Annotated in this window: 23 protein-coding genes and 2 pseudogenes; 19 read left to right on the top strand and 6 right to left on the bottom strand. The window is 62.0% G+C overall.

Annotated features, from left to right (window positions below):
* Positions 1 to 110: pseudogene (locus tag ACH196_RS34250) on the top strand (transposase); the annotation flags it as partial.
* A 288-nt stretch (positions 111 to 398) separates the two neighbouring features.
* Here the strand turns inward: ACH196_RS34250 and ACH196_RS34245 are convergent.
* The 6 genes and pseudogenes from ACH196_RS34245 to ACH196_RS34220 form a co-directional block, all read right to left on the bottom strand.
* On the bottom strand, positions 399 to 1,055 hold the full coding sequence (locus tag ACH196_RS34245; RefSeq protein ID WP_396651319.1) for a methionine ABC transporter permease: 657 nt from the start codon (positions 1,053 to 1,055) through the stop codon (positions 399 to 401).
* The gene (locus tag ACH196_RS34240) at positions 1,036 to 2,133 is read right to left on the bottom strand and encodes a methionine ABC transporter ATP-binding protein (protein ID WP_396651318.1); all 1,098 of its coding nucleotides are present in this window, start codon (positions 2,131 to 2,133) and stop codon (positions 1,036 to 1,038) included. The genes ACH196_RS34245 and ACH196_RS34240 overlap by 20 nt, the downstream gene beginning before the upstream one ends.
* Positions 2,134 to 2,226: 93 nt before the next feature.
* On the bottom strand, positions 2,227 to 3,075 hold the full coding sequence (locus ACH196_RS34235; protein ID WP_396651317.1) for a MetQ/NlpA family lipoprotein: 849 nt from the start codon (positions 3,073 to 3,075) through the stop codon (positions 2,227 to 2,229).
* A 533-nt stretch (positions 3,076 to 3,608) separates the two neighbouring features.
* Positions 3,609 to 3,726: pseudogene (locus ACH196_RS34230) on the bottom strand (electron transfer flavoprotein subunit alpha/FixB family protein); the annotation flags it as partial.
* Between the two features lie 43 nt (positions 3,727 to 3,769).
* Positions 3,770 to 4,990 carry an NAD(P)/FAD-dependent oxidoreductase gene (locus ACH196_RS34225; RefSeq protein ID WP_396651316.1) on the bottom strand — a complete coding sequence of 407 codons (1,221 nt, stop codon included), beginning with the start codon at positions 4,988 to 4,990 and terminating at the stop codon, positions 3,770 to 3,772.
* Positions 4,991 to 5,004: 14 nt separating this feature from the next.
* A complete protein-coding gene (locus ACH196_RS34220) occupies positions 5,005 to 5,772 on the bottom strand; it encodes an HpcH/HpaI aldolase/citrate lyase family protein (RefSeq protein ID WP_396651315.1) in 768 nt (255 codons plus the stop codon).
* Between the two features lie 96 nt (positions 5,773 to 5,868).
* Between ACH196_RS34220 and ACH196_RS34215 the strand changes: the two genes are divergently transcribed.
* The 18 genes from ACH196_RS34215 to ACH196_RS34130 all read left to right on the top strand — a co-directional run bounded on the left by ACH196_RS34215 (position 5,869) and on the right by ACH196_RS34130 (position 25,405).
* Complete coding sequence (locus ACH196_RS34215) at positions 5,869 to 6,756, top strand: 2-hydroxy-3-oxopropionate reductase (RefSeq protein WP_396651314.1); 888 nt, start codon at positions 5,869 to 5,871, stop codon at positions 6,754 to 6,756.
* Positions 6,757 to 6,760: 4 nt separating this feature from the next.
* Complete coding sequence (locus ACH196_RS34210; RefSeq protein WP_396651313.1) at positions 6,761 to 7,573, top strand: shikimate dehydrogenase family protein; 813 nt, start codon at positions 6,761 to 6,763, stop codon at positions 7,571 to 7,573.
* Entirely contained in the window at positions 7,566 to 8,360 is a 795-nt protein-coding gene (locus tag ACH196_RS34205) for an SDR family NAD(P)-dependent oxidoreductase (protein WP_396651312.1), read from the top strand. The genes ACH196_RS34210 and ACH196_RS34205 overlap by 8 nt, the downstream gene beginning before the upstream one ends.
* A gap of 11 nt (positions 8,361 to 8,371) precedes the next feature.
* A complete protein-coding gene (locus tag ACH196_RS34200) occupies positions 8,372 to 8,719 on the top strand; it encodes a RidA family protein (protein WP_396651311.1) in 348 nt (115 codons plus the stop codon).
* A 41-nt stretch (positions 8,720 to 8,760) separates the two neighbouring features.
* Entirely contained in the window at positions 8,761 to 9,543 is a 783-nt protein-coding gene (locus ACH196_RS34195; protein ID WP_396651310.1) for a FadR/GntR family transcriptional regulator, read from the top strand.
* Between the two features lie 247 nt (positions 9,544 to 9,790).
* Positions 9,791 to 10,504: an SDR family oxidoreductase gene (locus tag ACH196_RS34190; RefSeq protein WP_396651309.1), complete on the top strand. Its 714-nt coding sequence runs from the start codon at positions 9,791 to 9,793 to the stop codon at positions 10,502 to 10,504.
* A 10-nt stretch (positions 10,505 to 10,514) separates the two neighbouring features.
* Positions 10,515 to 11,264 carry an SDR family NAD(P)-dependent oxidoreductase gene (locus ACH196_RS34185; RefSeq protein WP_396651308.1) on the top strand — a complete coding sequence of 250 codons (750 nt, stop codon included), beginning with the start codon at positions 10,515 to 10,517 and terminating at the stop codon, positions 11,262 to 11,264.
* A 48-nt stretch (positions 11,265 to 11,312) separates the two neighbouring features.
* Positions 11,313 to 12,344, top strand: a complete 1,032-nt coding sequence (locus ACH196_RS34180; protein WP_396651307.1) for a LysR family transcriptional regulator — start codon at positions 11,313 to 11,315, stop codon at positions 12,342 to 12,344.
* Positions 12,341 to 13,375, top strand: a complete 1,035-nt coding sequence (locus ACH196_RS34175; protein WP_396651306.1) for an amino acid ABC transporter substrate-binding protein — start codon at positions 12,341 to 12,343, stop codon at positions 13,373 to 13,375. The genes ACH196_RS34180 and ACH196_RS34175 overlap by 4 nt, the downstream gene beginning before the upstream one ends.
* Positions 13,376 to 13,397: 22 nt before the next feature.
* A complete protein-coding gene (locus ACH196_RS34170) occupies positions 13,398 to 14,606 on the top strand; it encodes an amino acid ABC transporter permease (RefSeq protein ID WP_396651305.1) in 1,209 nt (402 codons plus the stop codon).
* Between the two features lie 4 nt (positions 14,607 to 14,610).
* Positions 14,611 to 15,699 (top strand): amino acid ABC transporter permease, encoded by a 1,089-nt coding sequence (locus ACH196_RS34165; RefSeq protein ID WP_396651304.1) that lies wholly within the window; start codon positions 14,611 to 14,613, stop codon positions 15,697 to 15,699.
* Positions 15,700 to 15,710: 11 nt separating this feature from the next.
* Entirely contained in the window at positions 15,711 to 16,475 is a 765-nt protein-coding gene (locus ACH196_RS34160; RefSeq protein ID WP_396651303.1) for an amino acid ABC transporter ATP-binding protein, read from the top strand.
* Between the two features lie 38 nt (positions 16,476 to 16,513).
* Entirely contained in the window at positions 16,514 to 17,920 is a 1,407-nt protein-coding gene (locus ACH196_RS34155) for an FAD-binding oxidoreductase (protein WP_396651302.1), read from the top strand.
* Between the two features lie 90 nt (positions 17,921 to 18,010).
* On the top strand, positions 18,011 to 19,681 hold the full coding sequence (locus ACH196_RS34150) for a thiamine pyrophosphate-dependent enzyme (protein ID WP_396651301.1): 1,671 nt from the start codon (positions 18,011 to 18,013) through the stop codon (positions 19,679 to 19,681).
* Positions 19,678 to 21,774, top strand: coding sequence for a hydantoinase/oxoprolinase family protein (locus ACH196_RS34145; RefSeq protein ID WP_396651300.1), 2,097 nt, complete (start codon positions 19,678 to 19,680; stop codon positions 21,772 to 21,774). The genes ACH196_RS34150 and ACH196_RS34145 overlap by 4 nt, the downstream gene beginning before the upstream one ends.
* Entirely contained in the window at positions 21,771 to 23,390 is a 1,620-nt protein-coding gene (locus ACH196_RS34140; RefSeq protein ID WP_396651299.1) for a hydantoinase B/oxoprolinase family protein, read from the top strand. Before ACH196_RS34145 ends, ACH196_RS34140 begins: the two co-directional genes overlap by 4 nt.
* Complete coding sequence (locus tag ACH196_RS34135) at positions 23,387 to 24,589, top strand: pyridoxal phosphate-dependent aminotransferase (protein WP_396651298.1); 1,203 nt, start codon at positions 23,387 to 23,389, stop codon at positions 24,587 to 24,589. Before ACH196_RS34140 ends, ACH196_RS34135 begins: the two co-directional genes overlap by 4 nt.
* A 3-nt stretch (positions 24,590 to 24,592) precedes the next feature.
* Complete coding sequence (locus ACH196_RS34130) at positions 24,593 to 25,405, top strand: NAD-dependent epimerase/dehydratase family protein (RefSeq protein ID WP_396651297.1); 813 nt, start codon at positions 24,593 to 24,595, stop codon at positions 25,403 to 25,405.
* Positions 25,406 to 26,108 lie beyond the last annotated feature (703 nt).

Raw genomic sequence — 26,108 nt, 5'->3', positions numbered from 1 at the left:
TCTTCTGCAAGCTCAAGGAGTTCAAGCGCATCGCCATGCGCGCTGACAAAACCGACATCTCCTTCGCCGCAATCATCCATCTCGCCGCCGCAGTCTTAAACTCGCGATGAATCTCAACAGGCCTTAGCTGATCAAAACAGCGCTCGAATGGCTCATGCTGCCGCCTCACGGCGACAACGGGCGCTTTGCGTTCGGTAAGACCGTTCTCAACCCTCTCCTGGCGATACCCAAGCGCCAGGATGACATTCTGTTCGCTCGGACTGATGTGATCGCAGATCCGGCGGTTGACCGATCTCTTCCCAGTGCTCTCTCCGGATCCGCAGGGTTGCCTTGGCAACTCGGCATGAGTCGAGAATGCTTGCGGTCCATCGTATTCCGTAGCAGAGCCGAATTCGACCTTAAGACCTGCGGTCGAGCCGGGCCACAAGGCGGTCTCCTGCCCACTGAATGCCGCAAACCATAATGATCAGGACAATTACAACCGCAATCATGACCGTGGTTTCAAACCGCTGGTAGCCGTAGCGGATCGCAAGATCCCCGAGGCCGCCAGCCCCAATGGCACCGGCCATTGCCGAGGCTCCCACCAGTGTTACCAAGGTGACGGTGAATCCAGCCACGATTCCCGGCAGGGCCTCCGGCACCAGCACCTCGCGGATGATCGTCCAGCGATTGCCGCCCATGGCGCGCGCCGCTTCGATCAAGCCGTGGTCGACCTCGCGAAGCGATACTTCGGCGATACGGGCGTAGTAGGGTGTCGCCGCGATGGACAGCGGCACGATCGCGGCCCATGTCCCGATCGAGGTGCCGACGATCAAGCGCGTCACCGGGATCAGCGCGACCAGCAGGATGATGAAAGGCACCGATCGAAAGCCGTTGACCACGGCTGCAAGCGCGCGGTTGACCCAGAGATTTTCAGCGATGCCGCCGCGATCGGTCGCCACCAGCGCAAGGCCCAGCGGCAGACCGAAGATGAGCGAGATCAGGCCGGAAGCGGCCGTCATCAGCACGGTTTCCCGGATGGATCGCAGCAGCAGCTCAAACAGAATCGGCGACATAGCCAAGCACCTCCACGCGCGCACCACGGTCACTTAGAAAATCTGTCGCATCGGCGAGATAGCGCTCATTGTCTCGCGACAAGGCGACGAACAGCGTTCCCACGGGTTCGCCCTGGATATGATCCACGCCACCGTGGACCAGCCGGAACGATCCAGGCAGAGCCGCTACGAGATCCGACAGAAGCGGAGCGCGCGCGGCGTCGCCGGCCACGTCGATCCTGACGATCGCCTCGCCACTGCCGGCCGGTGACAGGCGGGCGGCGATTTCGGCCGGCAGTTGCGGCCGGATCGCGCCGAGCAGCCGCTTGGTGATGTCGGAAGCGGGATTGGCAAAGACCGACCAGACGGGGCCTTGCTCGACGATGCGGCCTGCATCGAGAACCGCGACGCGGTCGGCTATCGACCGGATCACTTCCATCTCATGAGTGATCAGCAGGATGGTGAGACCCAACTGGCGGTTGATGTCCTTCAGCAGAGCAAGAATCGAACGCGTGGTCTCGGGGTCGAGCGCGGAAGTGGCCTCGTCGGACAGCAGCAGGGCCGGCCGTGCCGCCAAGGCGCGGGCAATGCCCACGCGCTGCTTCTGACCGCCGGACAGCGAGGACGGGTAGGACCTTGCCTTTTCCGAAAGGCCGACAAGGTCGAGCAGTTCGGCGGCGCGCTTCAGGCGCTCCGTCTTCGGTCGGCCCTCGATTTTCAGCGGCAGCGCCACGTTCTCTTCGACGGTCTTGGCCGAGAGCAGGTTGAAATGCTGGAAGATCATGCCGATGCGCCGCCGCAGCGGCTGCAGTTCGCGCTCGCGCAGACGGCTGATCTCGCGGCCTTCGATGAAGACCTCGCCGGAATCAGGCCGCTCCAGTCCGTTGAGGCAGCGGATGAGCGTCGATTTGCCGGCGCCGCTGCGGCCGATGATGCCGAGAATCTCGCCCTTCTGGACGCTGAGCGAAATCCCGTCCAGCGCCGCCGTATTGCCGAAGCGGCGCTTTAGATCGACGAGCCTAACGACATCGGCGGCCCTGTCTGGAGCGATCGCGCGGGCGCCGCTCCGAAGCGTGGTCGTGTCGACAGTCTGGTTCACAATCGCTCGATGCCTTGCTCTAACAATGCCACGAACGGCCCGCGCCACAGGCGCGAGCCGTCTTGCATGGGTTTCGAAATGCTTAATCGCGGATCAGTAGGCGCTAATGCCCGTTCCCTTGTACACCTTGTCGAACTCGGCCTTCACCGTTTCGTTCTGATAGGAGGCGACCAGCGTCTTCACCCAAGGCTCGTTCTCACTACCGATCTTGACCGCGATGAAGTTGCGATACGGGTTGTCTTCGATCTTCTCCTGTGCGATGCGATTCTCCGGGGTCAGGCCGCTCTTCAGCGCCCAGTCGGTATTCACCACCGCGGCGTCGAGATCTTCGATCGCGCGCCCAACCACACCAGCGTCGAGTTCCTTGATGGTGACGTTCTTCGGATTCTCGACGATGTCGATCGTGGTGGCGAGGATGCCGGTGCCGTCTTTTAGTTTGATCACGTCCTGGTCTTGCAGAACCCGCAGCGCACGGCCTTCATTCGATGGATCATTGGGCACGCCGATCACCGCACCCTCGGGAAGGTCGGCGAGCTTGGAGAATTTCTTGGAGTAGAGGCCGATCGGCCAGACTCCAGTGTAGCCGACCGGGACGATGTGGTAGCCCTGCGTCTTGATCTGGTTTTCCAGATACGGAAGGTGCTGGAAGGCATTGGCGTCGATCTCGCCACGTTCCAGCGCCTCGTTTGGCTGAGTGTAGTCGTTGAAGACGACCGTCTCGATGGTCAGGCCGAGTTCGGCGGCCTGCGCGGTGACGACGCGCCAGACGTCCTCGTCCTCGCCGCTGATGATCCCAACTTTGATGGCCTTCTTGTCTTCGGCAAACGACAGCGTGGGAGCGGCCAGGCCGACGAGTGCCACGGCCGATGCAAAGATGACGGCCAAGGCGGCGCGGCGCGTCGGCAAGAGGGCGTGGAGCGTGTATTTTTGCACTTCGGACATAGTAGTTTCCTTGCGAATTTCCTGAAACGAATTGGTGGCTGCATCTCTTGCGCAACACTGATCCCATCATCGGGAATGCCCAGTAATTCGGCAAAGGATTGGTTTGCCTGCACAGAGCATAGGCAGGAAAACTATCTCAATTAATTCGCGGGCAGGGGCAGAACGGCCTACGCCTTCGCAGTTGCGAACAGAAACCGAAATTCGGTTGGCCGCCCTTCGCGCCGCGCGCGCTGCGCTAAAGTCGATGATGCGGCCGAACATGCGTCCGATTGCACTTGATGCGTTGATGGAGGGGCCTCACAAGAACTCGATGACACCCTAACTAGCGTCGTGCCTCAGGTCTCCATGGTGGCGTGGGGAGGCTGGGATTTCGCGATTGCTACGAGGCGCTTCGACGATTTGGCAGGCTAACGCAGGTGCCAGCTTGCGGTCGCCGGCCGGAAGCCCAATGTTGATGCGTTGCATTGGTTGCTCACAATAGGTGAAAAATTGCCATGGTCCGAACCGGACTTGCCTTTCTGTGACAGCGCCTTCTAGAGTTCGGGCAGGATCGTGAAGAGGTCACCGACGAGGCCGTAGTCGGCCCTGGAATATCGGCGCCTCCTCGTCCTTGTTGATGGCGACGATGACCTTGGAATCCTTCAAGCCGGCGTAGCCCGATCCTTAGAATGCGGACGCGAGACGAACCGTTCAGTCAGATGACCGCCTCTTCCAAAAACGGCTCGTTTCGTTCGATCCGTTCGTAACTGAACGGCGAAAGGTCGAAGCTCTGGAACGCGCCGTGCAGGATGAGCTCCGACACGCCGCGTCCGGTGGCCGGCGATTGCTGCAGGCCGTGGCCCGAAAAGCCATTGGCGAACATGAAGTTCGTCACCCGGGGATGGAATCCGATGATGCCGTTGTGGTCGAGCATGTTGTATTCATAGTGGCCCGTCCACGATGTCTGGACGCGCAGCGCATCGAAGCTCGGGATCCGGTGGTAGAGCGCCGGCCAGATATAGTCGTCGAACTCCTCGTGGTGCATGTCGAAGTCGTCGTAGTCGGCAGGTCCATCGTTCTGCGGCGTGTTACCTGTGAGGAAGAGTTCTCCCTCGGGACGGACGAAAGTGCCCGACAGATCGATCACATTGGGCATCCTGCCGGGGATCGGCGTCGCGCTGGAAAAGACGAAGCTGTAGCGTTTATAGGGCCGCACCGGGATCGACAGGCCGGCCATGTCGCAGATTTGCTGCGCGCGCGGGCCGGCAGCGTTGACGAGCGTGCCGCAAGCGATCGTCTCGCCGGTGGCCAGCCTGACCGAGGCAACGCGGTCGCCGTCGAGGTCGAGCGCGGTGACGGCGTTGTTGATATATTCGACGCCATTGGCACGGGCGGCGCGCCGGAAACCGTTGAGCAGGCCCATGGAATCGAACCAGCCTTCGTCGCGCGAACCCCAGGAGCCGCCGCCGAGATCCTCGACATTGATCCAGGGAAAGCGCTCCTTCAGCGGCCCGGGCTCGAGGAAGACGGTGCCGGCGCCGAGGCTTTGCTGAAGCTCGACGCGCCCCTTGGCCGCATCAACGCCTTCGGGTGAGCAGCAATAGAGATAGCCGTGCTCCTTGAAGCCGAGGTCAGGCGCGGGTTCGCCCGGAAAGGCAAAACCCATCCGCTCCGGAAAACTGCGGATCATCTCGATGCCGAACTGGCTGATCTTGACGTTGATCGGGTTGGAATATTGCTGGCGGATGGCGCTGGTCGACAGCGCGGTGGAGGAGAACTCGTAGGTGCTGTCGCGCTCGACGACGAGCACGGAGGCGGACTTTGCACCGAGCTCGAGGCTCAGCCAATAGGCGGTCGAGGAGCCGACGGCGGCACCGCCGACGATCACGATATCATAGGAGGAATGGAGCGGGGCTTTGTAGGGAGGGATCGCCACGGCGAGGCTTTCTGTCAGGATTTGAACGAGGCGATCAGCGCGTCGGAACCGCGGGCAAGTAGTCCGAGATCGGCTCCGACGGCGACCATGGTGAAGCCATCGGCGAGATAGCGGTCCGCATCCGCCTTGACGGGGGCGAGGATGCCAGATGCCTTGCCGACCGATCCTGCTGCCTCGCGCACCGACGCGATGGCTTCCTGCACATGCGCCGCGTTGGGGTTGCCCATGGCGCCCATATTGGTAGACAGGTCGCCGGGACCGACGAAGAGGACGTCGACACCCTCGACCGCCGCGATTTCCGCGGCATTGGCGACGGCCGTCTCGTCCTCGATCTGCAGGACGACCAGCCGCTGATCTCGCGCATTCGCGTGATAGTCCTTGATGCGGCCAAAGGCATTGGCGCGGTGGCCGACCGAGAAGCCGCGAATGCCGCCATAGGGCGCATAGGTCATGGCGGAAACGATGGCGCGCGCCTGGCCCGCGCTGCGCACATTCGGGATCATCAGGCTGCGCGCGCCGATATCCATCGCCTGCTTGATCAGGTTGGCGTCGTCGGAGGGCAGCCGCACCACCGCCTCGCAGGGAAATGCGGCGGCGACCTGCAACTGCGCCATGATGGTCAGGAGATGGTTCGGGCTGTGTTCGCCGTCGATCAGGATCCAGCCGGCGCCCGAGCCGGCGACGATTTCCGTGGTCAGCGCCGAGCCGAGCGAGCACCAGATGCCGATGTGCGCCTTGCCGGCCTGGAGTGCTGATTTCAGCGAGTTTGGCTTTTCCTGCATTGGCTGACCTCGCAATCGGAATCTGCATTGAAATTTGTATGATGTCCTATATCATATGGCCGCATCGAGCCGCAAGACTTGTTTGAAGGAGCGCGCATGAAGATCGGTTTCATAGGGCTGGGCGTGATGGGCGCGCCGATGGCGCGCAATCTAGCGGCGGCTGGCCATCAGATCGTGACCACGCTCAATCGCTCGCCGTGCCCCGCGGGACTGGACGCCAGGGTTGTCGGCACGCCTGCCGATGTCGCACGCGATGTGGACGTGTTGATCACCATCCTGCCGGATACGCCGGATGTCGAACGCGTGCTGCTTGGCGAAAATGGCGTGCTCTCTGGCGTTTCGAAGGGCGCGCTGGTCATCGACATGAGTTCGATCAGCCCGATCGCCACGCAGCGTTTTGCCAAGACCTTCAACGACAAGGGCGTCGAATATCTCGATGCGCCGGTTTCGGGCGGCGAGGTCGGGGCAAAGGCGGCAAGCCTGACGATCATGGTCGGTGGACCGCAGGCATCTTTCGACCGTGCGCTGCCGATCTTCGAGAGGCTCGGCAAGAACATCACGCTGGTCGGCGTGAAGAATGGCGCCGGGCAGACCTGCAAGATCGCCAACCAGATCATCGTTGCCCTGAACATCGAGGCCGTCGCAGAGGCGCTTGTCTTTGCGAGCAAGGCGGGGTGCGATCCGGCCAAGGTGCGCACCGCGCTGATGGGGGGGTTTGCCGCTTCGCGCATCCTCGAGGTGCATGGCGAGCGCATGATCAAGCGCACCTTCGATCCGGGTTTCCGCATCAGGCTGCACCAGAAGGATCTCGGCCTCGCGCTGGAAAGCGCGCGGGCGCTGGGTGTCGCGCTACCGAACACGGCGACGGCGCAGGAACTGATGAATGCATGCGCCGCGCGCGGCGGCGCGGATGCTGACCACTCGTCGCTGGTGCGGGCGCTCGAACTCCTCAGCGACCATGAACTCGCAAACGGAAGGGACTGAGACGATGCGCGGTAGCGGTAAGGCGGATGTGTTCGTGATGCTGGCCCATCCGGTGGGCCATGCCAAAAGCCCGGGCATGTTCAACGAGTTGTTCGAGGAGAAGGGCCTCGACAGCCTGATGGTGCCGATGAGCTGCAGGCCGGAGGATTTCGACACCTTCTGGGCGGGGCTGACGGCGGCGGAGAATGTCCGGGGCGTCATCATCTCAGTCCCCTACAAGGTGCCGGTCTACCACAAGTGCACGGCCGGCCATGACCGCGCGGTGCGCGTGCAGAGCGCCAATTCGGTCCGCCGGCTACCGGACGGAAGCTGGTACGCCGACAATTTCGACGGCGTCGGCTTCATCGATGCGCTGAAGGCTGCCGGCTATGATTTCAAGAGCAAGAAGGCGCTGCAGGTCGGCGCCGGTGGGGCTGGCGCCTCGATCGCCTACTGCCTCGCCGAGGCGGGTGTCAGCGAGATTCGCCTGAACGACGTCGACCACGGCCGCGCCGAGAACCTTGCCGCGCTGGTGGAAAAAGCTTTCCCGAACTGCCGCATCACCGCCGGCGGCGCCGATCCAACCGGCATGGATCTGGCCGTCAACGCTACCCCGGTCGGCATGCATGCGGGCGATCCCTATCCAATGGACGTGACGAAGCTGACGCCGGCCATGACCGTCGTCGACATTATCATGGAGCCGGCCGAAACGGCATTGCTGAAGAAGGCGAAGGAAGTCGGCTGCAAGGTCCAGCCCGGCCGGCCGATGATGGACTATCAGATGCGCGGCATGGCCGAGTTTTTCGACGTCGAGCGCAAGGACCGCGCCAATGGCTGAGGCCAAAACCGTTATCGTCATCGGCGGAACGTCGGGCATCGGCCGTGCGATTGCCGAGCGCTTTGCCGAGGACGGCACCAACGTTTTCGTTGCCGGCCGCGACAAGGCGAGAGGTGCGGAAGCCGCAAGAGCTTGTCGCGATGCGGGTGCGCCGGCCTCCCGTTTCATCGAGACGGATGTCGCAAACCCCGCTTCCGTCGAAGCGCTGGGCGATGCGGTAAATTCGGAGTTCGGCGTGCCGCATGTTGTCGTGAACTGCGCTGGCATCCTGCAGAGCGGCAAGCGCGTGCTCGACCAGCAGCTCGATGAGGACGAGCGCATATGGCGCGTGAACTATCGCGGCACGCTGCTCGGCTGCCAGGTGTTTGGCAGGCTGATGTCACAGGCGGGTCGCGGCGTCATCCTCAATGTCGGATCCTTGGCGTCCTTCGCGCCGCTGTCGCTGCCGGCCTATACGCCGGGTAAACACGCCGTGCTGGCGCTGACACAGATACTCGCCGCCGAGCTTGGCCCAAGCGGCGTGCGCGTCAATGCGGTCGCCCCCGGCTACACGCTGTCCGACGGCCTCAAGGCGCGGATCGAAAAGGGCGAGCGCAACCCCGATGCCATCAAGGCAACGACGGCGCTCAAGCGTTTCGTCGAGCCGCGCGACGTGGCCGAAGTCGCGCTCTTCCTCTGCTCGGAGCGTGCCGGCTCCATCACCGGCGTCACGCTCCCGGTAGATGCCGGCTGGCTCGTCCAGGCGCCCTACGCCCAGTACCTCCAGGGCAACCCCATTCGTCAGTGACGGAGACCAGCATGAGCGACATAAGACGCTTCGATTTCGATACGCGCATCCATCATGGCGTGATCCACAATGGCACTCTCTATCTGACGGGCCAAGTGGCCGAGCCCGGCCAGTCTGCCGCCGACCAGATGCGCGAGGTCCTCGGTAAGATCGACGCGCTGCTTTCCAAGGCGGGGACCGACAAGACACGCATCCTGCATGTCCAGATGTGGCTCGACGACATCCGCGACTTCGCCGAGGTCAATGTCGTCTGGGACACCTGGATGCCGAAGGAGCATGCGCCGGCGCGCTCGTCGGGCGAAGGCCGCATGGCCAGGTCCGGCATGCTGGTCGAGCTGATCGTTACCGCCGCCGTGTGAAGGGACTTGTCGTCCAGCTCGTCTGAGGCCAAGGGAGACCGATGACCAAACGCAAGCCGCTGTCGACCGTCGTTGCCGAAAGCCTCTCGGAGAAGATCCGCTCGGGCGCGCTGAAGCCGGGCGCGCAGCTCCCGACGGAAGCGGAGCTTTGCATGGAGTATGATGTGAGCCGTACCGTTGTGCGCGAGGCAGTGGCCCGGCTGCGCTCGGATGGGCTGGTCGTGCCGCATCAGGGGCGTGGCATGTTCGTGAGCGAGACGCCCGAGCCGCGCAATTTCTCGATCACCGACGAGGCGCTGAAGAGCCTTCCCGAAACCATCTCGCTCCTGGAGCTTCGGTTGAGTGTCGAGGTGGAGGCGGCGGGACTTTGCGCCGAACGTCGGACCGACAAGGAGGCCGCGGCGATCCGCGCCTTGATGGAGCAGATCGACGACCGCCACGAGGACCCGGGATCGGTGCAGATCCACTACGATTACGACTTTCATCTCGCCATCGCCCACGCCGCGCGCAACGAATTCATGCACGGGTTCCTGAGCTACCTCCGGCCGATGATCGTGCCGCGCTACCAGCTTGGCTATGTTGTCGAGCCGCGCCTGAAGGAGGCTTACTACAAACGCATCCACGGCGAGCATGTCGCGATCGTCGATGCCATCGAGCGCGGAGACGGAGCAGCCGCGCGTCGCGCCATGCGCAAGCATCTGCAGAATAGCCTCGAACGCGTCCGCGCGCTGGCGCAGACCTCCGGCGTGACCGCCGCCGATACGGATCAGCATGCGGCGGCGGCCGCGTTGTTCGAGGGGATGCGGCGTTCGAGATCGAAGTAGGCGGTTGTCGAAGGCAGAATTGCGAAAGTCTCAATTTGGCGGATGCGACAGCGTTTCACTGCGAAGTGCAACGCAGATTCTCCTTTCGGCCGAGGTATTTGCAGCGAAATGCGTGTTGAGCGCCCTGGCGGTCATTTCTAACCAATGACCTGATCGCAAAGTTTATCTTTCCTATTTGCTGGTTTTCTTGGTTTCGCCTTGCACACAGAGGTCACACACTGAAATCCACGCGATCGGGGAAGTCCACGTGAAGACAGCCTTCATTACTGGTGCAACAAGCGGCATCGGGCGAGCCATGGCGCTGGCGCTTGCCGACGCTGGCTACCAAGTCTACGCGGCCGGCCGCAGCCAGCCGGCGCTGAAGAAGCTGCAGGCGGAGCGTGCCTCGATCGTGCCGATCGCAGTCGACATCACCGACCGCGAAGCGCTGGAGACAGTTGTCACCGACCTCACCATCGACGTGCTGATCAACAATGCCGGTGTCATGCCGCCGCTCGGCAACTTCGCAGAGATGGCGATCGCGGACATCGACACGGCGCTGGAGATCAACCTCAGCGCCGCCATCCTGCTGACGCGGCTTGTCGTGCCCAAGATGCGCGAGCGCCAGTCCGGCCATATCCTGTTCACCGGGTCGACCGCCGGCCACGGCTCATTCGCCAACATCGCTGTCTATTCGGCCACCAAGGCCGCGATTTCCGGTTTCGTCGCCGGACTGAAGGCGGACCTCGCCCCATCTGGCGTGCGGGTAACCGAGATCGTTTGCGGCCGCGTCGAGACCAGCCTCTACGATAGCATCCTCGACGATAAGGCACGCGCCGCGATGTATGCCGGCAATGTCGCCGTCCAGCCGGACGATGTGGCCCAGATGGTGGTTGCGGTGCTGGCGCTGCCCGCCAACGCCGACGTGATGCGTTTTGACATCGTCCCCACCCGCCCCGTGAGCCCGAGCGGCACCAAGTAGGAGCATAATCATGCAGGACCTTTCCGTACTCATCGTCGGCGGCGGCTCGGGCCTCGGGGCTCTGCTCGCCGAAATGGCGGCCCGTGACGGCGCGTCGGCGGTCGGCATCATCGACATCAACGCGGCCGCCGCGGAGCAGGCGCTCGGCGCGGCCAAGGCCAAGGGCCTGCCAACTGCGGTTGCGACCGCCGACATCCAGGTCGGCCCGCAATGCCACGCGGCGTTCGACAAGATCGCCGCAAAAATCGGCCGCATCGACACGCTGATCAATTGCGCGGCGATCTATCCGCGCAAGCCGACGCTGGAGATCTCCGACGCGGATTGGGATGCATCCAACGGCATCAACATCAAGGGCACTTATCACATGATGGTGGCGGCCATCCGTCACATGCAGGCGCAGGAACTGAAGGGCAACGTCCGTGGTCGCATCGTCAACCTGAGTTCGGTTGATGCCTTCAAGGCGCATCCCCAGAACATGCACTACGCGGCCACCAAGGCCGCCGTCGTCAGCCTGACGCGGTCGCTCGCTCACTACTGTGCGAAGGACGGCATCCTGATCAACTCGGTCGCACCGGCGGGCATGGCGACGGAAAAGGCCAAGGCGCTCGGCTTCCTCGAGGAACTGGCCAAGGCCAACCCGCTCGGCCGCGGCGCGGAGCCGGCCGAGATCGCCGAGTGGGTGCTGATGACCGGCGGGCCGAAGAACACCTTCATGACCGGCGAGCAGGTGATCGTTTCGGGCGGCTACATCTACGCCTGAGGCAGCGGCAACAGAGGCAGGGATCAACGAAAGGAGGTGTGACTGACGATGACCGGCAAGCTGCGCCTCCCCCCTCTCAATGCGCTTCGCGTCTTCTACGCGGTCGCGCAGCACAAGAGTTTGCGCCAGGCCGCCGACGAATTGCTGGTCACGCCGCAGGCGGTGGGCCAGCAGATCAAGCTTCTGGAGGACACGCTCCAGGTGACCCTGTTTGAGCGCAAGGGCCGGTCGATCGAGCTTACTGAATCTGCGATCCTGTTGTCGCACTACGTGAAGGCTGGCTTCGAGGAGTTCTCGGAGGGGGTGCGCCGGGTCACCAAATCGACCTACCGCGACCGCATTAATCTGAACGCCAGCCCCTATTTTGCGACGCACTATCTGCTGCCGCGCTTGTCTCTTTTTCGGGAGATCCTTCCGGGCGCGGATCTGCGCCTGACGACAATGGTCGACCTGCCCGATTTCGGTCGCGACGACATCGATATGACCGTCCAATGGGGCTACGGCAAGTGGCCCGACTACGACGCGGTCCTTCTCGTCAAAGATCCCAAGATCATCTGCTGCACGCCGCAAATCGGCGAGCAGATCAAATCGGCACAGGACCTGACGAAGTTCACGCTGCTCGACACCGTTAAGTCCCTGCGTCTTTGGCCGGATATTCTGCGGCACCTTTCGGTCGAACAGGCGGCAGGTGAAGGGAGCATAGGCTTCGATGATGCCGCCACGATGCGGCGCGCAACGCTTCAAGGCATCGGCATCGGCCTCGTCTCGGCGAACGATTTCGAAGAAGACGAGCGCGCAGCCGCGCTCGTTGCGCCGATCGGCCGCTACGCGTTGACCAATATGAAGCCGGAGGAAGTCCCAGGGTTCTACCTTGTTGTCCCGCGCGGGCACCTCCGTGTGAAGGCGGTTGCCGCGCTGCATCGCTGGCTGATCAATCAGGATTGGGCGAGTGATCTCAGGGTCTCGCCACTACCCAAGCCCGTTCCGCTGCAGGCGGAGACGGCTTCGAGCCCGGGCATCCCAGCGGATGACCCCAAGAATAACAAAATCAAGAACCTCAACAGTGGAGATGTAAAATGAACTTTGCGAAATGGGGGGCTGCAGCCCTTGCACTGGGCATGCTGCACGTGGCGGCTCCGGCTGAAGCGGCCGGTGGCAAGACGCTGGAAGCCGTCAAGGCCCGCGGCACGCTAAACTGCACGGGCCATGACGGCTCGTATCTCGGTTTTGCCGAAGTCGACGACAAAGGCAACTGGAAGGGCATGGATATTGACCTGTGCCGCGCCGTCACGACCGCTGTCCTCGGCGACCCGGCCAAGCTCAAGATCGTGCCGATTAGCTGGGCGCAGCGCTGGCCGTCGCTGCAGTCGGGCGACATCGACATCATCATCAAGGCCTCCGGCGGAACATTGTCGCGCGACACCGAACTCGGCCTGCAGTTCACCAATTCCTACTATCTCGGCACCACCAAGGTCATGGCGCACAAGGAACTCAACGTCGCGTCGTTGAAAGACGCCGATGGCGGCTCAATCTGCATCCCGGCCGGTACCTCGCAGGAGCAGCAGGTCGCCGCTTACACAGCCAAGCTCGGCATCAAGCTCGAGCCGGTTCTCATCGAAAAGACTGAAGAACTCGAGCAAGCCTATTTCTCTGGCCGCTGCGACATGTATGCCCAGTGGGGCCCGACGCTCGCGATCGCCCGCAAGGCGAAGGGCAAGGTCGAAGACCACATCATCCTGCCGGACGTGCTCGACGTCGAGCCGGAAGTGATGATCGTCCGCCAGGGCGATGACAACTGGGTGGACATAGCCAATTGGACGCTCTCGGCGCTGCTCTTTGCCGAACAATCGGGCATCACGTCGAAGAATGTTGACGAGCTTAAAGCCAAGCCGACCTCGCCGCAGATCGGCAAGTTCCTAGGCGCGACGCCCGGTGTGGGAACGGGTCTCGGCCTCTCCGACGATTGGGCCTACAGCGTCATCAAGAATGTCGGCAACTACGGAGAGATCTTCGAACGCAACCTCGGTAAGGAATCGCCCTATCAGATGGATCGCGAGCTGACCAATCTCTGGAACAATGGCGGCGTGCTGTTCCCGCTCGTGTTCGACTGATTTCGCTAACGGGCTCTGTCTGATGATCTTGGACGAAGCCCAGTTTCGACAAATCGAGGGGCTGGCCATGGGCAACCTGCTGAGAAATCAGAAGGTCCGCGATGCTGCGCTGCAGGTGATCTTCGTCGGTGTCATCGCCGGGTTGATCCTGGCCGGCGTGCTCATCGCGCGCAACAACATGGCGGCGCAGCACATGACATCCGGCTTCGGCTTCCTGGAGAAGTCGACCGGCTGGGAAGTCAACTTCAGCTTGTTGCCGTCCTCGGCGAACGACCCTTACTGGTGGTTCTTCCTCATCGGCATCATCAACACACTTTTCCTCGGCATCACCGGCCTCATCCTCGCGACTATCGTCGGCGCCATCGTCGGGCTGGCGCGCACTTCATCGAATGAACTCGCCCGGCTACTCGGGCGCACCTATGTGGATATCTTTCGCAACATCCCCCTGATCCTGCAGGTATTCTTCTGGTACGCGCTGCTGACGCATCTGCCGGCGCCGCGAAATGCGCATGAGGCTTTTGGCTTCGTACTCAGCAGCCGCGGACTCTATGTGCCCATCCTCAATGTCACTTGGTGGGCGTTCTTGCTTGGCGCCGTCGCAGTGCTCGTGGCCATCCTCCTGCCGTTCTGGACCGGCCGGACCGAGCGCATTGCCAAACCGCTGACCGAGCGAGTGCCTCTGCAATGGGCGAGCTTTGCGGTGGCTCTCGCTTGTGCCGCTGCAGTACTGGTGATTGGCCGCGTACCGGAAACACCGCTCGTCGACCTGCCCGAGCTTCGCGGCCTCAATATCCGCGGCGGGTTGCGCATACCTCCCGAGTTCACCGCGCTCGCAGTCGCCATTGCCATCTACGGCGGCTCCTACATTGCCGAGATCGTACGTGGCGGCTTCAAGGCGGTCGGACGCGGGCAGGAGGAAGCCGCGCGATCGCTTGGCCTGACGCCTTGGCAGGTTTTCTCGCACATCCGGTTTCCGCTGGCGCTGCGCGCCATGCTGCCGATCCTCGCCAACCAGTATGTGTGGCTGATGAAAGCGACGACGATGGGCATAGCCATCGGGTTCACCGATTTCTTCATGATCGTGGCGCTGACCATCAACCATTCCGGTCAGACGATCGAGGCAATCGGTATCCTCATGGCCGGTTTCCTGCTGATCAACCTGTCGCTCGCCGCGATCTTCAACCGGATCAACCGGGCGATTGCCCTCAAGGGCAACCAGTTGAGGAGTTGAGGCTATGACCGATCTCGCCATGGCCGACATCTCTCCGCCGCGCCTCAGCACAGCGCAGGACTTGCGCCGCCGCTTCTTCGCCACGCCGCTGCAGGCGCTGGTCTCGCTGATCTCGCTTGCGATAATGGTCCTGATCGTCTGGAAACTGCTGGGCTGGGCGCTGTTCTCCGCCGTCTTTGACGCCAGCCTCGGGCCTGAGGCGTGTCAGGCCGCGAGTGGCGCCTGCTGGTCCGTCATAAATGCGCGCTGGCGCATCATCCTGTTCGGGCTCTATCCCTTCGAGGAACAGTGGCGCTCCGCACTTGCATGTGTCGTCGTCGTTCTGATGACCGTGCTCAGCTGCATCCCTGCCTTCTGGACCGGCGGCCGGATCGCGTTGATTTGGATTGCAGGCACGTCCGCTTTCTACTTCCTCATGAAAGGCGGTATTTTAGGTTTGGATTACGTTGGCGAGGAAGCCTGGGGCGGTCTGGCGCTTACGCTGTTCATCTTCGTCATGACCTGTCTGATCGGCTTCCCGCTTTCCATTTGCCTGGCGCTGATGCGCCGTTCGGAACTGCCGTGGATTTCGCGCACGACCGGCATCATCATCGACGCGGTGCGCTCGCTTCCGCTGATTTCGATCCTCTTCACCTTCGCGATCGTCCTGCCTTTCGCGTTGCCGAACTGGATGCAGGGCGACAAGCTTTATCGTGTCATAATCGGCATGGCGCTGTTCTTTGCCGCCTATCAAGCCGAGATCATACGCGGTGGCATGCAGGGCGTCCCCAATGGGCAGGAAGAGGCAGCCAAGGCGCTGGGCCTAAGCTACCGGTATCGCATTGGCCGCATCATCCTGCCGCAGGCGATGCGCAACGCGCTGCCGGCAACGATCAATCAGTTTGTCATCTCCTTCAAAGAAACGTCGCTGGTTATTATCATAGGCTTCTTCGAGATCTTGGCATCAGGCAACGCAGCCTACGGAACCGGTGACTGGCGCTTCGCTTACGTCGAAGTCTACGCCTTCATCGCCTTCATCTACTTCGTCTTCGTTTTCAGCTTGTCGCGATACGGCGCTTATCTCGAGCGCCGCATGTCGGTCGGCCATCGCTAAGGTTTACGTATATGACCGTTCATCCGACCACTCAGCAGAGAGATGCGGCCATCCGGATCGAAGGCCTCGACAAGTATTACGGGACATTTCACGCACTGAAGCAACTCAACCTCACAGTTTCACCCGGCGAGAGGATCGTTGTTTGCGGGCCCTCCGGCTCAGGCAAGTCGACCGTGATCCGCTGCATCAATCGTCTCGAGGAACATGACCGCGGCCGCATCAACGTGCTTGGCACTGAGCTAAACGACGACGTCAAGAACATCGACGAGATTCGCCGCGAAGTCGGCATGGTGTTCCAGCACTTCAACTTGTTTCCGCATATGACGGTACTCGACAACTGTACGCTGGCGCCCATGCTGGTACGCGGCAACTCGCGTGCGGACGCCGAAGAGATGGCGCGCAAGTTTCTCGAAAAGGTTCGTATCCCGGAGCAGGCGTCGAAGTATCCAGGCCAGCTCTCCGGTGGCCAGCAGCAACGCGTTGCGATCGCTCGTGCGCTCTGCATGCAGCCGAAGATCATGCTGTTCGACGAGCCAACCTCGGCCCTCGATCCCGAGATGATCTCGGAAGTGCTCGACGTGATGGTAGCGATGGCGTCCGAGGGCATGACCATGGTTTGCGTTACCCATGAAATGGGTTTTGCGCGCCGAGTTGCCGACCGCATCATCTTCATGGACGGCGGCGAGATCATCGAACAAGCGCCGCCGGAAGAGTTCTTCAGCGCGGCAAAGAGCGATCGCACCAGGCAATTCTTGGCGCAGGTTCTGGAACACTGACGGGCCACGGCGCCGCCAACCTGGCTCTTGAGTTGCATATGTCCAACCTGACCGCATCTTTGACTGACTTGCTTGGACCATCCGGCTGGCTGACAGGTCCGGATGTCGAACCGTACAGGCGCGACTGGCTGGATCGGTATGGTGTCGATCCGGTCGGTGTCGCGCGACCGGGCGATACGGTTGAAGTTGCGGCAGTCGTACGACTCTGCCGCGATGCCGGGATCGCGCTGGTTCCGCAGGGCGGCAAGACGGGCCTGTGCGCCGCTTCAATTGCAACCGACACGAAGTCGATAATCCTGTCGCTGCAGCGCATGTCGGGGATCGGCAAGGTAGATGCAGCGAGTTCGTCAATCGAAGTCGGGGCCGGGGTAATACTTCAGCGCTTGAATGAGGCGGTCGAGCCAGCCGGCTTCATATTTCCGATGCATTTGGGAGCCGAAGGCAGCGCGCAGATCGGCGGCCTGATAGGCACCAACGCCGGCGGCAGCCATGCCTCCCGCTACGGAATGATGCAGGATCTCGTGCTCGGCTTGGAAGTGGTGACCGCCGATGGCGATACCTGGAACGGTTTGCGCGCGGTCCAAAAAGACAACGCGGGTTACCAACTGCGAAAACTGTTCTGCGGCTCCGAAGGGACGCTCGGCATCGTCACCCGGGCCGTGCTTCGCCTCTATCCTGCGCCAAAGCAGCGGTCGACCGCATTGCTGGCGCTGCCGGATTTGAGGTCCGCTGTCGCGTTCGGCGCGCTGCTCCGAGGCGAAGCGGCCGAATTTACTTCCGGAATCGAATTCCTTTCCGATGTTGGTCTCGAAATGGCGTTGAGGCACATTCCGAAGCTAAGCTTCCCTTTGGATACCCGCGCCGCGGCCTATGTCCTGGTCGAACTCACATCCAGTTCGGCTCGCGTGCCTCTGGATGATATTCTCTCGTCCGCTCTCGAAGATGGTATGGAGCTTGGGCTGGTTCTGGACGGCACGATCGCTATGTCGGACGCGCAGCGCTCGCATTTTTGGCAGTTGCGCGAGGAACAGCCCGAAGGGCAACGCATCGAGGGCCTCCAGCTTAAGCACGACATTTCCGTTCCGGCGGGCTCGATCGCAATGTTCGTTGAGGAAGGCGGCGCCATCTGCGAACAGATCCTTCCCGGCGTCCGCATAAATCCGTTCGGCCATCTCGCGGACGGCAACATCCATTTTAATTTGTCGCCGCCGATCGGCCGCAGCGACTTTGCTGGAAAGGCGGAGGAGTTGGGGAACGAACTCGCGGCGTTGGCGGCGCGAATGGGAGGCAGCTTTGCTGCCGAGCATGGGCTCGGTCGTTCGAAAATCGGCCTTGCCGACAGAATCCGAAGCCCGATCGATCGCGATCTGATGCGCCGTATAAAGGCTGCATTCGATCCGGCAGGGCTTATGAACCCTGGCGTCCTGGTGACTGCCGGTCAGTAAAGAAAAACTTTCGTGTGATCGGGATTTCTTCGTTTCGCGAAGTGGCGCGACGGTGCACGGTTTCCCTGAAATTGTTCATAGGACGTCAAGATGTCCCGCAATGGCGGCAAGCTGCTGGTGGAATCGCTGATCGCGCTCGGCGCGAACAAGTGCTTCGGCGTACCTGGCGAAAGCTACCTCGCGGTGCTCGATGCCTTGCACGACACTGCCGGCAGGTTGGACTACGTGCTGTGCCGTAACGAGGGAGGCGCGGCCTTCATGGCGTCAGCCTACGGCAAGCTAACGGGATCACCCGGTATCTGCTTCGTCACGCGCGGACCGGGTGTCACCAATGCCAGCATAGGCGTGCACACCGCAATGCAGGACTCCTCGCCGATGCTGCTCTTCGTCGGACAGGTCGGCACCGACATGAAAGGCCGCGAAGCGTTTCAGGAAATCGACTACCGCGCCGTCTACGGAACAATGGCCAAATGGGCCGTTGAGATCGACGACATTTCGCGCCTGACGGAGATACTCGCTCGCGCTTGGACGACTGCGCTCACCGGCCGTCCCGGTCCAGTGGTCATTGCACTTCCGGAGGATATGCTCACGGCCTTGACGGACGTCGAGCCCTTGTCCGCCCGGGCTTCGATCTTCGAAGCTGCTCCAGTCCCAGAGGCGATCGCTGCGGCCCACGAATTGTTGTCAGGTGCGTCCAGGCCGGTGATCATTATCGGAGGCACCACCTGGACAGAGGCGGGCCGCTCAGCACTCCAAAAATTCGCCGAGACGTCCGACATTCCGGTTGTCGCGGCATTTCGCTATCAGGACCAGTTCGACAACCATTCCGAGGTCTTCGTCGGCGAGGCTGGCGTCGGCATGCTTCCGCATGTGAAGGCATTGATCCGCGATGCCGACTTGATCCTCGCAATCAATGTCCGCTTCGGCGAAATGACGACGGATGGCTACACGCTGCTGTCGGTCCCGCTGCCAAGGCAGAAGCTGATTCACGTTCATGCCTCCGACCGCGAGATCGGCAAGATCTATATCCCGACGCTGGGCATTCATTCGGGACCGAATGCCTTCGTGAAATCGATTTCTCCGGTGGAAGGCGGTTGGGACTCTTGGCGCGCAGACGCCCGCAAGGCGTACGAAAAGTCGTTCGACGCGCCAGTGCAGCCCGGTCCTGTCGACATGGTTGCGGTCACCGCGCATCTGCGCAACGTCCTGCCGGAAGACGCCATTCTGACCAACGGCGCGGGCAACTTCACCGTCTGGCCGAACAAGTTCTTCAAGTTCGGGCCTAAGGCGCGCCTGCTCGCTCCCCAGTCCGGCGCGATGGGGTACGGCTTGCCCGCAGCCGTCGCTGCCAAGGCGACCTATCCCGGGCGAACAGTGGTCTGCTTTGCCGGCGACGGCGATTTCCAGATGAATTGCCAGGAACTTGGAACGGCCATGCAGGCCGGTGCACAGCCGGTCGTTCTCATCCTCAACAACGGCATCTACGGCACGATCCGGGCGCACCAGGAACGCCACTATCCGGCGCGCGTTTCGGGCACGCAGCTCCAAAACCCCGATTTCGTCGGACTGGCCAGGTCCTACGGATTCCACGCCGAACGTGTTGAGGCGACGGCCGATTTCGCCGCAGCCTTCGATCGCGCGCTCGCCTCGAGGTCCGGCGCAGTGCTCGAACTCACCATCTCGCCAGAGGCGCTGACACCGCGCCAGACTCTCACCCAGATGCGCGACGCTGCATTCGCATCTCAGAAGGCAAAAGTATGATGTCCGGAAATGACGACATCCGCCTCGGCGCCGATATCGGCGGCACTTTCACGGACATTGCTCTCGATGTCCGTGGCAAGTTGTTCTCCACCAAGGTCCTGACGAATTATAGCGCGCCGGAGCAGGCAATTCTCGACGGCATCGTGATCGTCGCGCGGGACGCCGGCATTTCGTTTGCGGACATTGGCATCGTAATCCACGGCACGACGCTCGCAACCAACGCCCTGATCGAGCGCCGCGGCGCGAAGACTGCCTTCGTCACGACAGAGGGTTTTCGCGATGTCATCCAGATGCGGACGGAAAACCGGTTCGAACAGTATGATCTCAACCTGCGCCTGCCGCCGCCTCTGATTCCGCGCGAAGATCGTTTCGTCGTGAAGGGCCGCATGAGCGCCGATGGCAACGAATTGCAGGAACTCGATGAGGCTGCGCTCGAAGCCATCGCCGACACGATCGCGACAGGCGGGTTCGGCGCGGTGGCGATCGGCTTCATCCATTCCTACGCCAATCCGAAGCATGAGGAGCGTGCCCGCGACATCCTCGCGAAGAAGCTGTCGATCCCGATCTCGATCAGCTCCGAGGTTTCGCCGCAGATGCGCGAGTTCGAGCGCTTCAACACGGTTTGCGCCAACGCCTATGTGCGTCCACAGATGGCGGACTATCTCGCGCGTCTGCAGGTTCGCCTGAAGGATCTCGGCGCGAATTGCCCGGTCTTCATGATCCATTCAGGCGGTGGTCTGATCTCGGTCGAGACGGCTTCGGAGTTCCCGGTGCGGCTGGTCGAATCGGGTCCGGCCGGTGGTGCGATCTTCGCAGCCGACATCGCGCAGCGGTTCGGGCTTGAAAAGGTCGTGTCCTACGACATGGGCGGCACGACCGCGAAAATCTGTCTGATCGAGGATTTCGCGCCGCAGACGGCTCGTACCTTTGAGGTCGCGCGCACCTATCGTTTCACGAAGGGTTCAGGCATGCCGATCTCAATCCCGGTCATCGAGATGATCGAGATTGGCGCTGGCGGCGGGTCCATCGCCTGGGTTGACGCCATGGGCCGGATCCAGACCGGCCCCGAAAGCGCAGGCTCCGAGCCAGGTCCGGCCTGCTACGGTCGTGGCGGCAAGCGTCCGGCGATCACAGACGCCGATCTCGTACTCGGCAAACTCGATCCGGACAATTTCGCGGGCGGCGCGATAAGGCTCGATACGGACGCGTCTGAAGGCGCCATCATGCGCGACGTCGGTGAGCGACTCTCGCTTGATGCAATGTCGACAGCCTTCGGCATCTGCGAAGTGGTTGACGAGAACATGGCCAATGCGGCCCGTGTCCACGCGGTCGAGAACGGCAAGAACATTTCCGACAATATCATGATCGCCTTCGGCGGCGCGGCACCTCTTCATGCGGCGCGCTTGTGCGAAAAGCTCGGCATCGACGAATGCCTAGTGCCGCAGGGAGCTGGCGTCGGCTCGGCGATCGGCTTCCTCAAGGCGCCGTTCGGCTACGAGGCTTTGGCGTCGCGGCTGGTAAAGCTTGCCCGCTTCAACGCTGCCGAAGTCAACGAATTGCTAAACGGTCTGAAAGCGAGTGCGGAGAGCTTCGTGGGCGCAGGGACTAGCGGCCAGATCAACTTTGAGGTGGTCGCCTTCATGCGCTATGCCGGCCAAGGGTGGGAAATTCCTGTGCCGCTGCCCAACGAGATGTTCGGCGCGGACGCCGCCCGGAAATTCGAGGCCTTGTTTCGGGAAAATTACCAGCGCTTCTTCGGCCGCGCTATTGATGGGCTGGCAGGTCTCGAGATCGAGGTCGTCACCTGGTCGGTCAAGGCAACGGACGAACGGCCGGACGTGAAGCGCCACCAGATCACCAAGGGCAGCCACCCGGTCGACGCCAAGATGACCCGCGCCGTCTTCGATCCGGCGACCGGTGCGCGCCAGACCTACGCCATCGTCGAGCGCGAGACGCTCGGTCCCGGCGACCAGGTGGCTGGCCCGGCGGTCATTGTCGAGCGCGAGACCTCCACCGTGGTCACCAGCCCCTTCGATGCCGTGCTGCAAAGCGACGGCGCCATCCTCCTCACCCGCAAAGGCAGCCAGTCATGAGCGATATCGGCGAAATCCGCATGCAGGTCATGTGGAACCGTCTGATCTCCGTGGTCGAAGAGCAGGCGCTGACCCTATTGCGCACCGCCTTTTCCACCTCGGTACGTGAATCCGGCGATCTTTCCGCCGGCGTGTTCGATCCACGCGGCCAGATGCTGGCTCAGGCCGTCACCGGCACACCGGGCCACGTGAACACAATGGCGGAAGCGGTGCTGCACTTCATCAACGAGATTGCGCGCGAGGAGATGTTCGAGGGCGACACCTACGTCACCAACGATCCCTGGAAGGGTACGGGTCATCTGCATGATATTACCATGGTGTCGCCATCCTTCCTGGACGGCGAACTCGTCGCATTTTTCGCCTGCACCGCGCATGTCGTCGATGTCGGCGGCCGAGGCTTCGGCGCCGACGCCAAGTCGGTCTACGAAGAAGGTATCCAGCTGCCGATCATGAAGTTCGCCGAGAAGGGCGAGGTCAAGCTCGACCTAGTCCGCATCATCCGGACCAATGTCCGCGAGCCGAATCAGGTGGTCGGCGACTTCTATTCGCTCGCCGCTTGCAACGAAGTCGGCCATCGTCGTCTCGTGGACATGATGAAGGAGATCGGCCTTTCGTCGCTCGACGGCCTGGGCGAGTTCATCTTCTCGCGCACCCGTACGGCAATGCAGGAGCGCATTGCTGCGCTTCCGAAAGGGAGCTGGACGAACGAACTGACGACCGACGGCTACGACACGCCGGTCACGCTCAAGACCAAGGTGTCGATCCACGACGACCATCTCGACGTCGACTTCACCGGCACCGACCCGATGAGCAAATGGGGCATCAACTGCCCGATCATCTACTCCAAGGCCTATGCCTGTTATGCGCTGAAATGCGTTGTGGCACCTGACATTCCGAACAATGCGGCGTCGCTCGCCTTCTTCACCGTCAACTCGCCTGTGAACATCCTCAATGCGGTACGTCCGGCACCGGTCGCGCTACGCCACATTTTTGGTCATATGGTGCCGGACCTCGTCCTCGGTGCGCTCTCAAAGGCACTCCCCGGGAAGATTCTTGCCGAGGGCGCTGGCGCGCTATGGAACATCCATATCTCTGTACGTCCTACCGCTGGCGCCGAGGGCCGCCATGCCGAAGTGCTGATGTTCAACTCCGGCGGCATGGGCGCGCGTCCTGAGCTCGACGGTCTGTCGTCCACGGCGTTCCCGTCCGGCGTCCACACCATGCCGATCGAGGCGACCGAGCATACCGGCCCGATTGTCGTCTGGCGTAAAGAACTGCGTCCTGGCTCGGGCGGCGACGGCGAGTTCCGCGGCGGCCTCGGCCAGATTATTGAGATCGCGCCGATGGACGGACACGAGTTCGATTTCTCCGCGATGTTCGATCGCGTCAACCATCCGCCCAGGGGACGCAATGGCGGGAAGAACGGTGAGGCCGGCGTGGTGAAGTTGGACGACGGCACGTTGATGCGCCCGAAAGGTTGGCAGCACGTTCCGGCCGGCCGGCGCCTTGTCATGGAACTGCCCGGCGGTGGCGGCTATGGCGACCCGGTCAGGCGCAGTGCGGCCGCGCGCGCCGAAGACCAAACCAAGGGTTACCTTTCGGAGAACAAGCAATGAGTTACATCGCATCGCGGCTTTCGGTGGTTAAGCCTTCGGCTTCTATGGCTGCGTCGATGGCCGCCAAAGCGCTGCGCGCCAGGGGCGTCGACGTCATCGACCTCGGCCTCGGCGAGCCGGACTTCCCGACCCCAGCTCATATCGTCGAGGCCGCTTACCAGGCTGCAAAGTCTGGCCAGACGCTCTACACCGCGGCACCCGGCACGCCGGAGGTCCGAGAGGCGGTAGCATCGAAATTTCGTCGTGAAAATGGACTGGACTACAAGGCCGAGGACATCGTTGTCGCCAACGGTGCCAAGCAGATCATATTCAACGCTCTGATGGCGACCCTTGAGGACGGTGACGAGGCGATCTTGCCGGCGCCTTACTTCGTGTCCTATCCGGAGATGGTGAAGCTTTTGGGCGGCGTGCCGGTCACGGTCGAGTGCCCAGAGACGACCGGTTTCAAGCTGACGCCGTCGCTTCTCGAGAAAGCGATCACGCCGAAGACGAAATGGCTGTTTCTCAATATGCCGGGCAATCCGTCAGGGGCGGTGTACTCGGAAGCAGAGCTGAAGGCGCTGGGCGCGGTGCTGGCCAAACACCCGTACGTGCTGATCCTGTCGGACGAGATCTACGAACACATCATCTTTGACGGCCGGCAGTTCGTGTCATTCGGCAAGGCTTGCCCGGAACTCAAGGACCGCACGCTGATCGTAAATGGTGTCGCAAAATCCTACGCGATGACCGGTTGGCGCGTCGGCTATGCAGCCGGCCCTGCGCCGTTCATCAAGGCGATGTCGACGATCCAGAGCCAGTCGGTGACTTCGGTCTGCTCGATCGCACAGGCCGCGACCGTGGCCGCGCTGAATGGCCCCCAGGACGAAGTCACTCGCTTCCGTGAAGCTTTCGAACGCCGCCGCGACCTCGTCGTCGAAGGCATTCGCAGGATCGACGGCCTGACGCTGCCGCCTCCGGATGGAGCCTTTTACGCCTATATCGGCTGCGGAAGCCTAATCGGCCGCAAGACTCCGAAAGGGGAGGTTCTGACCGACGACACGGCGGTCGCGAATTATCTTCTGACCGAAGGCCGAGTTTCCTCGGTGCCGGGCGCTGCCTACGGCCTGTCGCCTTATTTCCGGATCTCGACCGCGACCAGCGACGAGGTTCTCACCGAAGCCGTGGCCCGCATCTCGGCCGCAGTGGCACAAGTGGAGTAATTGATGCCCGAATACGAACGAATCCTGTTGACTGGCGCGGCCGGCCGCCTTGGCTCGGTATTGCGCACCGGACTTGCCCCACTGGCGAGCAAAATACGGCTAGCGGCACGCGAGCCGTTCATCGACCTGAAACCAAACGAGGAAGAGGCGGTCTTCGACCTTGCCGACATGGAGGCCACGATCGCCGCTGTAAAAGGCTGCGATGCGATCGTCCACTTTGGTGGCGCGCCGCTGGAAAGTCCGTGGCAAGTCATCCTGGACTCCAGCATCCGTGGCTCGTACCACATTTATGAAGGCGCCCGGAAACACGGAGTGAAGCGTGTTGTGTACGCGTCTTCGGTGCACGCCGTCGGATTCCACGAAGTGGAGGCCCACATCGGCGTGGATGCACCGGTAAGACCCGACAGCCTGTATGGTGTCTCGAAAAATTTCGTCGAGAGCCTGAGCCGGCTCTACTGGGACAAGTTTGGAATCGAAACCGCCTGCCTGCGGATATTCTCCTCGTTCGATGCGCCGACCGATCGGCGTCACCTATGGTCGTTCCTGACCTATGCCGACTGTGTTCGGCTGGTCGAGGCCTCGCTCACCGCACCCAGGGTCGGCCATACGATCTCGTTCGGCATGTCTGAAAACAAAATCAAGACCGTCGACAACAGTGGCGCCAATCACCTTGGATATACCCCGCTGGACAACACCGAGGCTTACCGCGCTGAGGTCGAGGCCAAGACGTCGATGCCCGATCCGAATGCACTGGCGACGAAGTTTCTTGGCGGCTATTTCTGTGAACTGGGACACCCGGACGACAGGACCGACTGAGTGATGCAGCGTTCGGAATATTGACGCGTCGGCCGGTCGCTCGACAGCTCTCCGCAAGTGGTGCCGCCGTACGGCGCTGCATGAGCACAGATGGTATGGTCGCAGATCAGAACATATCCGGTCGCCTGGAACCGCGTGACATCGCCTTGGTTCCGGTGGCGGCTCCACGCTTCTGCCGTCACCTCGCGACGGAATCACGCTCGCGGACGAGGTCGCGATAAACAAGGCGCCGCGACGAACGCGGTGCGCGCATCTCTCGTTGATCAAAGGCCGCCGCTTGTACTGGCAGCCTATCCCACCAAGGTGGTGCTCCCTCATCGTCTCAAACAATCCCAGGGGACGTTCCGGCTTTCGTGGCTTCCGGTTCGACCATGCCGGATGAGGCAACGCCAGGACGCCTTGGCAATCGTCGACGCCTCCGCGCTGGAATTGCCCGAGGCGGCCAGGGCTCACCTTAATTCGGAAGCGTCCCAGGCGCTAAAAAGCCTCCGAGAGGAAAATCGCCGGCAATCAAGTTGTGATTTTTCGTGGAATGAGGGCTCTGACTCACTTTCGCTGCATGTGAAGGCTGGTGTCGCGCAATTTTCGAGAGGGAATCAGCGCGATGGAACGGAGATTTGGGTCGACGAGACTGGCGCCGGCAGGCTTCGTCGTCGAGCATACGGAGATCGACACGGATTGCGTATTTCTTGACGTGCGCGCC

It is taken from the genome of Mesorhizobium sp. IMUNJ 23232 (genome assembly GCF_044326205.1).
Lineage (GTDB): Bacteria > Pseudomonadota > Alphaproteobacteria > Rhizobiales > Rhizobiaceae > Kumtagia.
The sequence above is the reverse complement of the archived record's forward strand: the minus strand, read 5'-3'. Positions and strand labels throughout refer to the sequence as shown.